Origin of the sequence: Fluviicola sp. (assembly GCF_039596355.1) — a bacterium.
Classification (GTDB): domain Bacteria; phylum Bacteroidota; class Bacteroidia; order Flavobacteriales_D; family Crocinitomicaceae; genus Fluviicola.
Genome location: NZ_JBCNJW010000003.1, coordinates 155,793 through 170,452, shown reverse-complemented (window position 1 = coordinate 170,452; position 14,660 = coordinate 155,793). Strand labels below are relative to the sequence as shown.

14 protein-coding genes are annotated in these 14,660 nt (G+C 44.9%); 6 read left to right on the top strand and 8 right to left on the bottom strand.

The window, feature by feature from the left end:
* The first annotated feature begins 97 nt into the window (after positions 1-97).
* A complete protein-coding gene (locus tag ABDV94_RS08740) occupies positions 98-1,477 on the top strand; it encodes a peptidylprolyl isomerase (protein WP_343606571.1) in 1,380 nt (459 codons plus the stop codon).
* 18 nt (positions 1,478-1,495) lie between these two features.
* Positions 1,496-2,452: an AAA family ATPase gene (locus ABDV94_RS08735; protein WP_343606569.1), complete on the top strand. Its 957-nt coding sequence runs from the start codon at positions 1,496-1,498 to the stop codon at positions 2,450-2,452.
* A 53-nt stretch (positions 2,453-2,505) separates the two neighbouring features.
* On the opposite strand, the gene ABDV94_RS08730 is transcribed toward ABDV94_RS08735, so the two are convergent.
* Positions 2,506-3,399, bottom strand: coding sequence for a hypothetical protein (locus tag ABDV94_RS08730; RefSeq protein WP_343606567.1), 894 nt, complete (start codon positions 3,397-3,399; stop codon positions 2,506-2,508).
* Between the two features lie 193 nt (positions 3,400-3,592).
* Between ABDV94_RS08730 and ABDV94_RS08725 the strand changes: the two genes are divergently transcribed.
* The 4 genes from ABDV94_RS08725 (at position 3,593) to ABDV94_RS08710 (ending at position 6,154) form a co-directional block, all read left to right on the top strand.
* On the top strand, positions 3,593-4,468 hold the full coding sequence (locus tag ABDV94_RS08725; protein ID WP_343606565.1) for a transglutaminase-like domain-containing protein: 876 nt from the start codon (positions 3,593-3,595) through the stop codon (positions 4,466-4,468).
* A 183-nt stretch (positions 4,469-4,651) separates the two neighbouring features.
* Positions 4,652-4,954 (top strand): hypothetical protein, encoded by a 303-nt coding sequence (locus ABDV94_RS08720; protein WP_343606563.1) that lies wholly within the window; start codon positions 4,652-4,654, stop codon positions 4,952-4,954.
* Positions 4,955-5,041: 87 nt separating this feature from the next.
* On the top strand, positions 5,042-5,668 hold the full coding sequence (locus ABDV94_RS08715; RefSeq protein WP_343606561.1) for a hypothetical protein: 627 nt from the start codon (positions 5,042-5,044) through the stop codon (positions 5,666-5,668).
* A 36-nt stretch (positions 5,669-5,704) separates the two neighbouring features.
* Positions 5,705-6,154, top strand: coding sequence for a hypothetical protein (locus ABDV94_RS08710; RefSeq protein WP_343606560.1), 450 nt, complete (start codon positions 5,705-5,707; stop codon positions 6,152-6,154).
* Positions 6,155-6,336: 182 nt separating this feature from the next.
* On the opposite strand, the gene dnaE is transcribed toward ABDV94_RS08710, so the two are convergent.
* The 7 genes from dnaE to ruvX all read right to left on the bottom strand — a co-directional run bounded on the left by dnaE (position 6,337) and on the right by ruvX (position 14,610).
* Positions 6,337-10,725: a DNA polymerase III subunit alpha gene (dnaE, locus tag ABDV94_RS08705; protein ID WP_343606558.1), complete on the bottom strand. Its 4,389-nt coding sequence runs from the start codon at positions 10,723-10,725 to the stop codon at positions 6,337-6,339.
* A gap of 254 nt (positions 10,726-10,979) precedes the next feature.
* Positions 10,980-11,420 carry a DUF1573 domain-containing protein gene (locus ABDV94_RS08700; protein WP_343606556.1) on the bottom strand — a complete coding sequence of 147 codons (441 nt, stop codon included), beginning with the start codon at positions 11,418-11,420 and terminating at the stop codon, positions 10,980-10,982.
* 367 nt (positions 11,421-11,787) lie between these two features.
* Positions 11,788-12,120, bottom strand: a complete 333-nt coding sequence (locus tag ABDV94_RS08695) for a DUF1573 domain-containing protein (RefSeq protein WP_343606554.1) — start codon at positions 12,118-12,120, stop codon at positions 11,788-11,790.
* A 60-nt stretch (positions 12,121-12,180) separates the two neighbouring features.
* Positions 12,181-12,627, bottom strand: a complete 447-nt coding sequence (locus tag ABDV94_RS08690; RefSeq protein ID WP_124744245.1) for a DUF1573 domain-containing protein — start codon at positions 12,625-12,627, stop codon at positions 12,181-12,183.
* A gap of 205 nt (positions 12,628-12,832) precedes the next feature.
* A complete protein-coding gene (locus ABDV94_RS08685; protein WP_343606550.1) occupies positions 12,833-13,405 on the bottom strand; it encodes a hypothetical protein in 573 nt (190 codons plus the stop codon).
* The gene (gene def / locus ABDV94_RS08680; RefSeq protein WP_343606548.1) at positions 13,405-14,001 is read right to left on the bottom strand and encodes a peptide deformylase; all 597 of its coding nucleotides are present in this window, start codon (positions 13,999-14,001) and stop codon (positions 13,405-13,407) included. The genes ABDV94_RS08685 and def overlap by 1 nt, the downstream gene beginning before the upstream one ends.
* 192 nt (positions 14,002-14,193) lie before the next feature.
* Positions 14,194-14,610 (bottom strand): Holliday junction resolvase RuvX, encoded by a 417-nt coding sequence (ruvX, locus tag ABDV94_RS08675; RefSeq protein ID WP_343606546.1) that lies wholly within the window; start codon positions 14,608-14,610, stop codon positions 14,194-14,196.
* Between the last annotated feature and the right edge of the window lie 50 nt (positions 14,611-14,660).

Sequence of the window (14,660 nt, the reverse complement as noted above, 5' to 3'; positions counted from 1 at the left end):
TTTTAATTCTTAAAATAATGTAATTTGGTCTGCGTTATAGATTGAATCTCAAAAAAGAACACGAAATTAGCGGTTCATTCGCTTGATAAATACAAAAATGAAATACAGCATATTCCTAAGTTTACTTTTTACTCTGGCTCTTACCAAATCGTTTGCTCAACCTAAAATGGTTGATAAGGTCGTTGCTCAGGTGGGTGAAAACATTATTCTTTATTCCGAACTGGAAGGACAGAAACAAGCCATGAAGCAAGGCGGAGCATCCCCGGAAGATGTGAACGAATGTGCGATCCTGGAACAAATGCTGTATAATTTCCTGTTGGTGAACCAGGCGGAACTGGATTCAATCCAGATTAGTAACGAACAGGTAGATGCTGAAATGGAAAACCGTCTTCGGGTGTACGAAAACCAGATGAAGAATGTGAAAGACGAGAAAGGAAACCCGATCACGCTCGAATCATTCTACGGGAAAACGAAGTCTCAGATCAAAGAAGAATTCAGAGCCACCATTAAGAAGCGTATGCAGGGACAAGAGGTTGAAAGAGGAATTACTGCCGACCTGGATGTTTCGCCATTGGAAGTAGAGACCTTCTTCAACTCCATTCCGAAAGACAGTTTACCGTATATCAACTCGCAGCTCTCATTTCAGCAAATTGCGGTTTTCCCCCGCATTACCAAAGCAGATAAGGAAATTGCATTCAAAACGATTTCAGACCTGAGAAAACAGGTTGTGTCTGGGAAAGTTACCTTCTGTACGGCTGCTGCCCTGCATTCGGAAGACCCGGGAAGCGCGAAAAATTGTGGTCGTTACGAAGCAACACGCGGAATGATGGCAAAACCTTTCGAAGCAACGGCTTACAGCTTAAAAGTGGGTCAGATCAGTGAAGTATTTGAAACAGAATATGGTTTCCACTTCATGCAATTGCTCGACCGCAAAGGAGACGATTATGTCGTAGCTCATATCCTGATTGCTCCGAAATTCAGCCTCGACAGCCTGGATGCAGCCAGCAAGCGCATGGATAAATGCTACGATCAGTTGAAGCAAAACAAAATCACCTGGGAAGATGCTGTGAAGATTTACTCCAACGATGCCAACACCAAGGAAAACAAAGGATACATCACCAACCCGATGACCGGAGAAATCAAATGGAGCGTGGAAGAAGTGAACCAGGTAGATCCGATGATGTTCCAGCTGACAGATGGTTTGGAATTGAACCAAATCACTGCTCCGACATTATACTTCGATTACAACGAGCGAAAAGAAGCAATCCGTATCGTGCGCGTGGCAGAACGTACCAAACCGCACGTAGGAAACCTGAAGGATGATTACAACCTGTTCCGCATGATGGCGCTGGAAGACAAAAAACAGAAAGCGATTGTCAAGTGGACTAAATCCAAAATTTCAACCGCTTATATCCGCATCGACGACGCATACAAAGATTGTCCGTTTGAAAACCAATGGATTCCGAAAGCACCTTAAAGAAAAAACTATAAAGCCATGTCAGACGTTGCTGCTATTGAACAACTTGTAAAAGATTATAAAGCACTTAAAAACGAAATCCACCAGGTCATTGTTGGTCAGGAAGACGTTGTAGACCAGGTATTGATCTCCATTTTTTCCAGAGGACACTGTCTGCTGGTCGGAGTTCCCGGACTGGCAAAAACCTTATTGGTAAACACCATTGCTGATACGCTTGGACTTTCTTTCAACCGCGTACAGTTTACCCCCGATTTGATGCCTTCGGACATCGTGGGATCGGAGATCTTGGATGAGAGCCGTCAGTTCAAATTCATCAAAGGGCCTTTGTTCAACAACATTATCCTGGCAGATGAGATTAACCGGACTCCTCCCAAAACACAATCCGCTTTATTGGAAGCCATGCAGGAACGAAGAGTAACTGCTGCAGGAACAACTTACCCGCTTCCGCATCCGTTTTTTGTACTTGCAACTCAAAACCCGATCGAACAGGAAGGAACGTATCCCTTGCCGGAGGCGCAGCTCGATCGTTTCATGTTCAACATTTGGGTCGACTACCCGACTTTCGTAGAAGAATTGGCGATTGTAAAAAGCACCACTTCCGATACGAAGATCGATTTGAAACGGATTGTTTCGGGTGAAAAGATCGCCGAATACCAGGAGTTGATCCGCCGTGTTCCGGTTCCGGACAATGTATTGGAATTTGCGGTTAAACTGGTTGCAAAAACCCGTAAAGACAATCCGATGGCTCCGCAATTGACAAAGGATTTCATTTCCTGGGGAGCCGGGCCAAGAGCTTCGCAATACCTTGTAATCGGTGCGAAATGCCACGCAGCACTGCACGGACGTTTTTCTCCGGACATTGACGATGTGAAGGCTGTTGCTTTACCGATTCTCCGCCACCGTATCGTACGCAATTATCGTGCGGAAGCTGAAGGATATTCCAATGATCGTTTGATTACCGAATTGATGAAATAAGAAATAAAAGAAGGGTCGCGATGCATCGCGACCCTTCTTTTTATTCCTGATTATTATACCGTAACCGTATACGTATGTCCGTTGATTTCGATGGTGAAAGTTCCGTCGCAGGTTCCCTGTCCGTAATCAATCGTACGCGTTGATTTTCCTGTCGGCGTGATTTCCAGCGTTCCTTTCGTGATGTACGGGCAACCTACTTTTACGTGCAATGCATTCGTAATATTTGCCACGTAGCCGTCTCCGTTCACCACATTGGCAGTTGCTGTTCCGGTGATATCGTATTCATCGTCCCAAATCCACAACTGGGTCGTGTATCCGTTCGTAAAGGTTCTTACCTGGTGTGAAACGTAGGTTGCAACTTCACCGCTGGATAAGGTCACTACTCCATTCACGTTTACATCGTAATACGGTTGTCCCAAAGAGTTCGGCCCCATGTTTTCTACGGTCATATATCCTTCAACCTTGTTGTCGTTGACGTAGTAATTCACCGGAGTGTACTTGATGATCGTTCCTTGTGCATAGTATGAACCATTGTAGGAAACAATCAGTTTACCGCGGCGTTGTTTTCCGTCGTCGCACGTACAGTTATTGCTTCCCCAGTCGATGGTCAGCGTATCCTGCGAACCTACCGTATCCAAAGTAATGATGACGTTACAATCTGCTTTTTCGTACAAATCACTCGATTCTGCCTTCCCGACCTTGAAGATCGGTTTACCGATTCCGTACACAAAGGTTCCGCCTTTGTATGCCTGATCCGACATGTTTGCCATTTCTGCAAACGCATTTTCGACAATGGCGTTTGTTTTGGGAGCGCTGCTTTCATCGTACTTCCATTTCTTACAGGAAGCTACCTGCGCTATAGTAGCGATAGCCAGGCTAAAAATCAAAATCCGTTTCATTTTGTTGTAGTTTTTAGTGATACGAATATCGTTGATAACAAAGAACATACCAAACGATTTGGTTTGAAATGTGTAAATATCACTTATAAGCTATCAGATTGTAAAAAGATACACACGACCGCCAAATTTTCTTCGCAGAAATGAGTCGTTTGAACGCTTTCGCCGGTTGTTCACATTTTAGTATTAATACTTTGGAAACATTCTCACAAAAAAAGCTTTGCCCTTCCCATATCTTTGCTTCATGAAGGATTTCAAATCTTTACAAGCCCTGATTGCACTCATGGACGATCCTGATGAGCAGGTTTATGCTCACGTCAGAGACCGTTTGCTGGAGTTCGGCCCGGATGCTGTGCAGCTGCTTGAATCTTCGTGGGAAGAAAAAGATTACGGCCTTCTGTTCCAATCGCGGATCGAAACACTGATTCACGAAATCCAATTTGAGGAATGCAAACGTCAGCTGAGTTCCTGGTATCACGGCTCATCGAAAGATTTGCTGCGCGGCGCCATCATTGTGGCCAAATACCAATACCCGGGACTGGATCAAAAGCAGGTCTACGATTTCATTGAACGCATCCGCAGGGATTGCTGGCTGGAACTCAATCCAAACATGACGGCGTTTGAATCGATCCGCATCATCAACAAGGTGCTTTTCGGACAGTATGGTTTTTCCGGGAATTCCAAGAATTACAATTCGCCGCTCAATTCGTTTATCAATACGGTGATCGAAACACGGAAAGGCAATCCGTTGAGCCTGAGCATTCTTTACAGCGTGGTGGCACAGGAATTAAAACTGCCGATTTACGGGGTGAATCTTCCGAATCATTTCATCCTTGCCTACATGGACAACAACGGCGTGAATCAATTCATTTCCAACGGAAACGAATACGGCGTGTTGTTCTATGTCAATGCGTTTTCCCGCGGGAGCATGCTCCAAAAAGAAGACATCGTTCAGTTTTTATCGAGCATCCAGGTAGCGCCTCAGGCAAGCCATTTCCAGCCGTGCTCCAATTCGGAGATCATCCGCCGCATGCTGACGAACCTCATCGCTTCGTTTCAACAAGTAGGGAATTTAGAGAAGGTGAATGAGTTGATTGAGCTGCGGAGTTTGATGGAATAATTTCCATTGAGAATGGAAAATTGCATAAGACCACCTCTAAGGCACTTCATGGATACTACCAAATTTCATAAACAACTCGAAAATAAACGAATGACTTTTCCGGCTCATTTTATGAGCAACACCAAATGGCTAAAAGTGTTCATAATTCTATCCCGGCATGCAGAGATGATCCATACATGCCTGATGAAAACAATTTGGGATGATCGGTTACGGGAAATTCCTCTTCCCACGTTCGAAAATTTTGACCAAACGTTTCATGATTCCGGAATCAAGGATGTACTGATTGGTGGCCCCTTATCCTTCAAAGAAATCGAGTGGCTTGAATTTCCAGCTGAGCAGACACGATCCGGACAGATAAGGCATGAAGAGTCCGAATCATTCAAACACACCCAGGACATCCTTTCAATCAATGAATGGCTGATTCAATCGGGGCAACTGGAAATTGAACTGACACCGACCAAACTAATCGTTTATGGTTATAAATAACGAACCGTTTTAAAGCAGCACTAGTTTTAAGAAACAACCGATTATCAATATAATAGTTACCTTCACGCAACTCAATTTATATACTTCATGAAAACACCATTTATCCTGATCCCTGCTCTTCTTTTCCTGCTGACGATAAGTAACCTGGCACTGTCACAAGACTCTATCCGGATGACCACAAATAATGGAACTGAAAGTAAAGAACTTCGGAGCATCATTGATTTTGAAGGCATCTACATGAAAACCCTGAACTTCGGGGATGCTGCGCTGAACGAAAAGTACTATGAAGTAACTCTTCAGGAATACAAAAACGGTCAATTTGTGAAAAGCACCGTCTTGTTTGATGGAGCAGAATCCGATTTTTTTAAAATCAACGGGAATTCGTTGTCACTGCGGTTTTTAGTTAAATTAGCTGACGGTCAATTAAAAGTCGCGCTTTACGGCCCCAATTTCACAAGTGCCAAAAAGTATTTCAAGCTAAGCAGTCGTACTGACGATTATGTTCTGAAAGATTTCTTCGGATCTCCCGAACAAACCATCCGCTTAAGCCCCACCGAATCCAATCCGGTTCTCGCAATTATCACTCCCTCCGTACACAAAGACGGATCGGCTTCTTACTGTGAAGTGGTTCAGACCGGTGTCAAACCGGAAGATTTCGGGAAACATTTTCATATCCCGCATTATTTCCTGATTTCGATCCGCTTTAAATCCTGATTCGATGATCTTTCATTCAGAAATACATCTACCAACATGACGGTAGCCGAAGGACAGAACCGATTGGTTCAATTCGTCGAAAAGAAAATCAGGGATAGCGGCCTGTGGGGATTTTTCCAGCGCAAGATTGATATTTCCCTGACCCGGATTCTCGAACCCTGGGAGAAAAGCGCGAACCTTCCCTTACCGGGAGAAATCCGTCTTTCTTACCTTTTGATTGATCAAAACGGTATTACTTGTAACGGAGAAGATTTCATACCATGGAAAGAAATCTGTGCAACGGCCATCCAAACCGAACAACTCTCGAAAAATTACTCCGGTGAAAACTACCGGAAGCACCTGCTGATCGTATTACACTCCGGGAAAATCATTTCCTTTGAGCTTGGAGACATCGCGCATCTGAAAGGATTATTGGGACATTTCATTGAGTTGTATAAGATTAAGAATACCGAAAGCATTCCGACGAATCATGAACCAAAAAACTAAACGAATCGTCCTTTTACTGATCGGTGTGGCGGGGATCGCGCTGCTGATCCGGTTTGTTTTCTTCCAGGAACGGGAGATCACGTATTATTGAAAAGGGAACGCTTTCGCTTTCTTAAGGCAATTTCCGGGTATGGACTTCATGAATGAATGCCCTTCTCCACTTTTCAATTTTAAATTTTCAATTAATTCGTATCAAACCCCACTTCCAGCTGCATTTCTTTCATCTCCGTCAGCATTCTCGCCGAAGGATTGATCCGCAAACGCTTGGAGGGCATACTGACCGTCATATTGTCGAGGTGATCCACTACCGTAAATTTCACCGAACAATTTCCTTCCTCACTTTCCCTGAAAAGATTTTCCAGCTTGTTGAGCATCATCTGATCGAGCAATTTGATCGGGATTGTAATATTAACCGTTGCCGTTTTACTTCCCATCATGTCCTGCAGCTGCTCAATGGAATGAATGCTGAATTCGATCGGTTTTTGCTTCGTGATTTTATCCGGGTACGGCCCTTCCTGCACCTTTCCTTTGATTGCTACAAACAGGTCTTTCGTCAGGAGGTGTTTGAATTTCAAATACGTATCTCCAAAAATGTATTGCTTGTGCGAATTCGTGTAATCTTCAATGATAATCAATCCGAACGGCTTCCCTGTCTTCGTGGTAAGGTGCTGTGCATCCGTAATGATTGCCGGAATGGTAAAATCGCGCCCCAGGTGATCTTTCACATTTTGAAGCAGTTCCACATTTCCGTTACAGAATGCTTCGATCTCCACCCTGAAATCATCCAGCGGGTGACCGGAAATAAAGATTCCCACCACTTCCCGTTCGCGGTTCAATTTGTAGAGCAAACTCCATTCTTCCGAATTCGGGATCGTAGGTTCCGGCATTTTCACATCTGCCGATTCACCGAACAGCGAAACCTGCGAGGAGTTTTCGTTTTCCTGCAAACTACTTCCGTATTTCAACGCGTTCTCAATAAACGTTTTCCCCGAAGCATCCAGGGCGAAATACTGCGCCCGGTGCGCTCCGCGAAATGAATCGAAACAACCGGCATACGCCATGCTTTCAATGGCTTTTTTGTTTACCAAACGTAAATTCAAACGCTTGGTCATGTCGAAGATCGACTGGAAGGGTCCTTCTGCCTGGCGGTTTTCAATGATATTGTCTACCGGTCCGCTTCCCAATCCTTTGATCCCTCCCAATCCGAAACGGATCGCTCCGGCCTGGTTCACGGTAAACTCATAGGACGATTCGTTTACATCCGGCCCAAGTACTTCGATTCCCATGCGGCGGCATTCTTCCATGAAGAAACTCACCTGGGTGATGTCGTTCAGGTTATTCGAAAGTACCGCAGCCATAAACTCTGCCGGGTAATTCGCTTTCAGATACGCCGTTTGGTAGGCAATCCAGGCATAACACGTGGAGTGCGATTTGTTGAAGGCGTAGGATGCAAATGCTTCCCAGTCTTTCCAGATTTTCTCCAGGATGTTCGGATCGTGTCCGCGTTCCTGTCCCTGAGCAACGAATTGCGGTTTCATTTTATCCAGGATGTAGCGCTGCTTCTTACCCATCGCCTTACGCAGAACGTCGGCATCACCTTTGGAGAATCCCGCCAGTTTCTGCGACAAAAGCATTACCTGCTCCTGGTAGACCGTAATCCCGTAGGTTTCTTTCAGGTATTCTTCACAGGCATCCAAATCGTATTTGATTTCCTGTTCCCCATTTTTCCGTTTAATGAAATCCGGGATGTATTCCAGCGGGCCCGGACGGTACAAGGCGTTCATCGCAATCAAATCGGCGAAGACGGACGGACGCAGTTCACGCATGTATTTCTGCATCCCGGGACTTTCGTACTGGAAGATCCCGACTGTTTCACCGCGCTGGAATAGTTTGTATGTTTCTTCGTCATCAATCGGGAATGAATCCGGATCGAGGTCGATGTTGTGTCGTTTTTTGACGTTCCGGACGGCATCTTTGATCAGCGTCAGGGTCTTCAACCCGAGGAAGTCCATTTTCAGCAAACCGGCTTCTTCTGCTACGGAGTTATCGAACTGCGTACACCACATGCCCGTATCTTTTGCCAGGGCAACCGGAACGAAGTTCGTAATATCATCCGGGGTGATGATGACCCCGCAGGCGTGAATTCCCGTATTTCGGACGGAACCTTCGATGCGCTGCGCCTGTCTGAGCACTTGTGCACGCATATCTGTTCCGCGGGCCAGGTTGCGCAATTCCTGCACGTTTGCCAAATCCTGCGGACTGTTTGCCAGTTTTTCGGCCAGTTTCGGTTCTTCCCAGTTAAAGATCGCATCCAACGAGAAGTTGTCCGGGATCATCTTTGCCAGCATGTTGGTTTCCATCAATGGCAAGTCCAGCACACGACCTGCGTCGCGGATGGAAGACTTCGCCGCCATCGTACCGTAGGTAATAATTTGTGCTACCTGGTTGGCTCCGTATTTCGCAATTACCCAGTCGATCACCCGTCCGCGGCCTTCATCATCGAAATCGATATCGATATCGGGCATGGATACACGATCCGGGTTTAGGAAACGCTCAAAGAGGAGATCGTATGCAACGGGATCGACATTCGTAATTCCGGTACAGTATGCAACGGCAGAACCCGCTGCGGAACCACGTCCCGGACCTACCGAAACGCCCATTTCGCGGGCTGCATGACAGAAATCCTGTACAATCAAGAAGTAACCCGGATACCCGGTTCGTTCAATGGTTGCCAGCTCAAAGTCGAGCCGCTCCCGGATTTCGTCCGTGACTACCGGGTATCTTTTCGCCGCTCCTTCGTATGTCAGGTGGCGCAAATAAGCATTTTCACCGCGTTTCCCGCCATCTTTTTCGTCTTCCTCATGCCGGAATTCATCCGGGATTTCGAAAGCAGGAAGCAAGACTTCACGTGCCAGCGCATAGGGTTCGATCTTTCCTAAAATCTCCGCTACACTTTCAATCGCTTCCGGAAGATCCAGGAACAGTTCTTTCATTTCGTCGGCAGACTTGAAGTAGTATTCTTCGTTCTCCAGCCCGAAGCGGAAATTCCGACCTTTTCCTTTTGGTGTGGCAACTTGTTCACCATCGCGTACACACAAGAGAATATCATGCGTATTCGCATCTTCTCTCGATCCGTAGAAGGTGTTGTTTGTTGCTACGAGTTTGACGTCGTGTTTCTGTGCCAGTTTGATGAGCGAAGAATTCACGCGGTCTTCGTCTTCCTGTCCGTGGCGCATGATTTCCACATACAGATCATCTCCAAACAGGTTTTTCCACCAGATCAATGCTTCTTCGGCTTGTTTTTCACCGACATTCAATAACAATCCGGGCACTTCACCATTCAAACCTCCTGTCAGCACAATGAGATCTTCATGGTATTGTTCAATGATTGATTTATCGATCCGGGGCACGTAATACATCCCTTCGGTATGTGCAGCTGAAGCGAGCTTGATCAGGTTGTGGTAACCGTTTTTATTTTTTGCCAGGAACACAACCAGATGCCCATTGTCTTTGACAGTCTTATCCAAACGGTCGCGACAAACATACATTTCACAACCGATAATCGGCAAGAGTGGTTGTTTGGTATATACTTGCCCGTTTTCTTCGGCTTGCTGCCGTTCTGCTTCTATTTCTTTATTAATTCCCGCAATGGCTTTTTCGAAATGAAATGCCGCCATCATATTCCCGATATCTGTGAGCGCAACAGCAGGCATGTTGTGTTTCATAGCCTGTTTAATCAGCCCTTTCACGTCCATCGTAGACTGCAGGATCGTAAACTGCGTGTGGTTGTGCAGATGCACAAACGGAAGGTCTTTGAGGCGTTCCCGCGCTTCGGCAACGTCTACCGAAATTGCATCACCGCTTGTCTGCTTTTTGAGTTTCGCACTTTCTTCCTTCAGGTTGAGGTGCGTTAACCCGATCGGCTGAATGTAATCCGGGTTTGCAATTTTGAAGCGGTCGAAGTAATCGAGTTCAACCTTTAATTCTTCGCGGGTGAACACTTCTCGGCGAACCAATTCGAAGAAACAACGCGTCGTTGCCTCCACATCGGCTGTTGCGTTGTGCGCCTCACCGAAAGGTACGTTGAAAAGGTAGCTGTGAAGTTCCGTCAGCGTAGGCAGTTTGAATTTACCTCCACGTCCCCCGGGAATCTTACACATTTCAGCGGTTACTTCCGTACAGGTATCGAGTACCGGAAGATCGTGCATGTTTGTTTCGACTTTCGTACGCAGGAATTCTGCTCCCATGATGTTGATGTCGAATCCGATGTTTTGCCCGACGACAAACTCGGCTTTTCGTAACGCTTCATTGAATTCTGCGATAACATCTTCCAGAGCTTCCCCCTGCTCCATAGCGAGTTCGGTAGAAATACCGTGAATCCGCTCGGCATCGTAAGGAATATCGAAACCATCGGGGCGGATCAGGAAGTCTTTTGCTTCGACCAGGTTCCCCAGTTCATCGTGTAACTGCCAGGCAATCTGAATGGCTCTCGGCCAGTTATCCAGATCCGTCAGCGGAGCATTCCAGTCACGGGGTAAACCAGTTGTTTCGGTATCGAAAATCAAAAACATGTGAGATCTCTTTTTGGGAACACTAAAGGTAGTGAAAAGAAAGGGATGAATGAAAAACAAGTGGATTTCCTGTTAATAACTCACCCCTATTTTTGAAAGATTTTATTCAGGACCGGCTTCGAATGCACTCAGCCGGCCTTATCCGATTTTTTCCAATCTGCCAACCGCGATTCGGGTGGTAAATTTGTGATTTCGCACTATTTACAAACCCGCGCATTTTTTACCAGATTCGAGAAACCCCGTAAAGGCGAATTCTAATTCGTCTGAGCCGGAGCGGATTCCACCGGCAATTCCTGCTGCGGCAAAACCTCTCCCTTGATATACAATTTTTTCTCCGGCTCATTCACCGCATTGGATTGAACCGTAAAGCTCTTGTTGATTTTACCAACCCGGGCTGAGTCATAACGCACTTTGATAAGGGCTTTCTTCCCGGGAGCAATCGGTTCTGTGGGCCATTCGGCAACGGTACAGGAGCAAGACCAGCCGACTTTCGAGATAATCAAAGGTTCTTTTCCCGTATTTTTCAGTTCAAACGTATAGGTTGTATTTCCCCTGTAAGGAACCTGCCCGAAATCATGCGTTTCTTTTTCAAAGGAAATCTGAGGCCCTTTGGTTACTTCTTGGGCACAAAGCTGCTGATTGGAAATAAACAGCAATCCGCACGTTGCCGCGATGTTTAAAATGATTGTTTTCATGTGAGTAGATTTTGAATTATTCCGGAAATCTACCGCTTTAAAACAAAGAAGAAATGGTGATTAACAAGACCTTAACTCAAGTCTTAAATAGCTGTTAAAATAGGGAAAAATTGATGCTTCGATTCAGTTCGACATGATTCGATAAGCTCATTACAAATACAATGACACCTGAATTGTTCTTTACTTTTTTTCCAAGGCAAAAAAAGTAAGCAAAAATGCCTCACCCAATTACAAACGAAGCGGTTATCTATTCCGGGCCGATCCACGGAAAGACGGGATCGGAAACCAGAACAGATAACCTTCATTTAGAAGTATTAACATGTAAATCCAGTTTTTGTGCAATTGGGAAGGAATCCCGGTAACAAGCCTATTCTTCGCCTTCCGGGATAACGTAGACTTTGAAGCGGAGTTTGTCGGTTCCTTTTTTGGTATTGGTGAAGAGCAAAACCGTGCGATCCTGTTCGTAGTATTTGCCTTTGGTTTCGAAGGTCACTTCAATGACGGCGGTTTGTCCGGGCTGAATGGGTTCTTTCGAAAAAAAAGCTTTGGTACACGGACAGGAAACTTTGTAATCGGAAATGACCAGGGGGGCATCCCCGGTATTGGTAATCACAAATTCGTGCGAAATGACCGGACCTTCCTCTGTATCCGGAAAGGTAAACACGGCCTTATCAACAGAAAATTCCGCTCTCTGACTCATACAGAAAGCGGAATTCAATATTAGAAATGCGATTATTAAAACACGCATTTGTATTCGTTTTTAGTGTGCTGAAGGAGCACCACCGTCGTTTACAGGGCTTGTTCCTTCTGGCTGAGGAGCAACATTTCCTTTAATACGAATCACTTTTGTAGGCTCGTTCACAGCGTTTGAAGTAATCGTTACGTTCTTGTTGATTGCTCCGGAACGTTTGGTGTCATACTTCACAGTGATTACACCTTTTGCTCCCGGTGCGATTGGCTCTTTCGGCCACTCAGGAACTGTACATCCGCAAGATCCTTTTGCGTTAGAGATAATCAAAGGAGCGTTTCCTGTGTTTGTGAAAGAAAATGTACAAGTACCGTTTGCACCGTATTTGATATTTCCGTAATCATGTGTTTCTTTCGCGAACTCGATTTTAGCTCCGTTTTGTACTTCTTGAGCAATCGCAGTGTTTGCGCCGATCACAGCTACGAAAGCTAACATCATTGTAAATAATACTTTTTTCATTTTGTTTCTTATTAGTTGTTGTAAATATAGATTATAAAGTGTTATCAATTCGTTTCTTTAACACATACTTAACGAAATTGAAAATCGGAGAAAAGCGTTCAAAGAGGTCAAAAAGTTCCATGGATTATGCAACTAAAATCGATTGCGGACTATCCTTTTTCAATTCTCCCATTATGCTGAGCAGAGTCGAAGTATCACTTTTCAATTAATTCCGTTGGTTCAATTTCGAAATGTATTCGTCGAAAGTTAAATCTACATATTTTAAACGATTTTCAATCTGCTTTCGTTGCTCCGCATCCATTTTCGGATTTTCTTTCAGCAGGAGTTCGTAATAGTATTTCACTTTATCCTTTCTGCGCGGAAGCACAAATACGTCATAAGCTCCGGCCAGACTTTCCAATACCATTGCCCGGTTTTTATACGTCGGGTACATCATGATCAATGAATCTGCCAGGACTACCGAACGCTGGTGCAGACCAACGGATGCAAAAATGATGTGTGCTTTATCCAGGTAGCGCGGCGCTTCATCTGATTTCGGGAAACGGTGGTACAAGCCCAGGCATTTCTCAGCATAAGCGACTGCTGTGCGCTGGTCGTATTCCAACTCCCCGGATGCGGAAGCGGTTTTCAACGAATCTTCGTATGCTTTGATTTCTTTTACAGCTTGTTCCAGGTTCGGCTTATTCGCTTCGCCTTCCGTATTCTGAGCCGGTTCTTTTTCATTGGAAGCACAACCGAAAACCAGCAATGCCATCCCGATCCAATAACTCGCTTTCATTATTTTCCTTTTTTCAGTGATGGGAATTTCATTTTGTAGGCAACAGAAATCAATCCCTGGGAAATGTTCTGCAGTCTTTTTGAAAGCAGTCTTCTTTTCAATACCGATAAGTGATCCGTAAACAACACTCCTTCGATGTGATCGTATTCGTGCTGGATGATGCGTGCTTTATATCCTTCAAACCATTCGTCGTGGAACTGCCAGTTCTCATCGTAATAGGTTACGCGGATTTTTTCTTTCCGGAACACTTCTTCGCGGATTTTCGGAATACTCAAACATCCTTCGTGAAAACCCCACGCTTCGCCGGCTTCTTCTTCGATAATCGGGTTGATGAAAACACGCTTGAATCCTTCCATCCCTTCCGCCATCGGATCTTCTTCCTCGTCTTCATCGGTTTCTGCAAACGGACTTCCGTCTACTACAAACAAACGAATGGAACGGTTGATCTGCGGAGCTGCCAAACCTACACCGGATGCTTCATACATCGTTTCGAACATGTCTTCGATGAGTTTCTTCAAATCCGGATAATCCTGGTCGATCTCAACCGCTTCTTTTTTCAATATCGGGTCACCATATGCAACAATCGGCAATATCATTTTTTGTTCTTTTTAGTCATTTATTGAATCAGGACATAATCCCATTCTTTGTATTATTTCGTCCGTTCAGACGTTGAAAAAGTTCACTTGTTCAAACAGATCGTTTTGAAACGCCTTGAACATGGAAACTCTTTGAACGCTTTTGTAACGTTTTACAAAGTTAAAAAATTGATGCGTTCAAAATACTTTTCCTTATTTCATGCGGGTTTGAAGGTAATCCTGGAGGATAATTGCGGCACTTACCGTATCAATCAATCCTTTTTGCTCCCGGTCTTTTTTCTTTAATCCGCTCTGTGCAATTGCCGCAGAAGCCATTTTTGACGTGAAACGTTCGTCCAATAAGGCAACAAGTAGCTGCGGAAAGTTTTTTTCGATCGCTTCTTTCAGTAAACGTACATTTTGGGTAATGTGTGAGTCGGAAGCATCCAATCTTTTCGGTTCACCGATCACAATCTCGGATACTTTTTCTTTTTCAACCAGTATTTTCAGCTCATCCATCAGCGTTTTACTATCAATGGTTTTCAGCCCGAAAGCAAATAACTGCAGCTCATCCGAGAGTGCCAGACCGGTTCGTTTCAACCCAAAATCGATTGCGAGAATTTTTGACAAAAAATTGACTATTAGAATTACACTGCAAAAATAGGGATATAATTACGAAT

What these genes read in the sequence shown, in the direction of transcription:
- ABDV94_RS08740 (WP_343606571.1), top strand. Translation starts at nt 98, where the DNA reads ATGAAATACAGCATATTCCTAAGTTTACTTTTTACTCTGGCTCTTACC.
- ABDV94_RS08735 (WP_343606569.1), top strand. Translation starts at nt 1,496, where the DNA reads ATGTCAGACGTTGCTGCTATTGAACAACTTGTAAAAGATTATAAAGCA.
- ABDV94_RS08730 (WP_343606567.1), bottom strand. Translation starts at nt 3,399, where the DNA reads ATGTTCTTTGTTATCAACGATATTCGTATCACTAAAAACTACAACAAA.
- ABDV94_RS08725 (WP_343606565.1), top strand. Translation starts at nt 3,593, where the DNA reads ATGAAGGATTTCAAATCTTTACAAGCCCTGATTGCACTCATGGACGAT.
- ABDV94_RS08720 (WP_343606563.1), top strand. Translation starts at nt 4,652, where the DNA reads ATGAAAACAATTTGGGATGATCGGTTACGGGAAATTCCTCTTCCCACG.
- ABDV94_RS08715 (WP_343606561.1), top strand. Translation starts at nt 5,042, where the DNA reads ATGAAAACACCATTTATCCTGATCCCTGCTCTTCTTTTCCTGCTGACG.
- ABDV94_RS08710 (WP_343606560.1), top strand. Translation starts at nt 5,705, where the DNA reads ATGACGGTAGCCGAAGGACAGAACCGATTGGTTCAATTCGTCGAAAAG.
- dnaE (WP_343606558.1), bottom strand. Translation starts at nt 10,725, where the DNA reads ATGTTTTTGATTTTCGATACCGAAACAACTGGTTTACCCCGTGACTGG.
- ABDV94_RS08700 (WP_343606556.1), bottom strand. Translation starts at nt 11,420, where the DNA reads ATGAAAACAATCATTTTAAACATCGCGGCAACGTGCGGATTGCTGTTT.
- ABDV94_RS08695 (WP_343606554.1), bottom strand. Translation starts at nt 12,120, where the DNA reads ATGAGTCAGAGAGCGGAATTTTCTGTTGATAAGGCCGTGTTTACCTTT.
- ABDV94_RS08690 (WP_124744245.1), bottom strand. Translation starts at nt 12,627, where the DNA reads ATGAAAAAAGTATTATTTACAATGATGTTAGCTTTCGTAGCTGTGATC.
- ABDV94_RS08685 (WP_343606550.1), bottom strand. Translation starts at nt 13,405, where the DNA reads ATGAAAGCGAGTTATTGGATCGGGATGGCATTGCTGGTTTTCGGTTGT.
- def (WP_343606548.1), bottom strand. Translation starts at nt 14,001, where the DNA reads ATGATATTGCCGATTGTTGCATATGGTGACCCGATATTGAAAAAAGAA.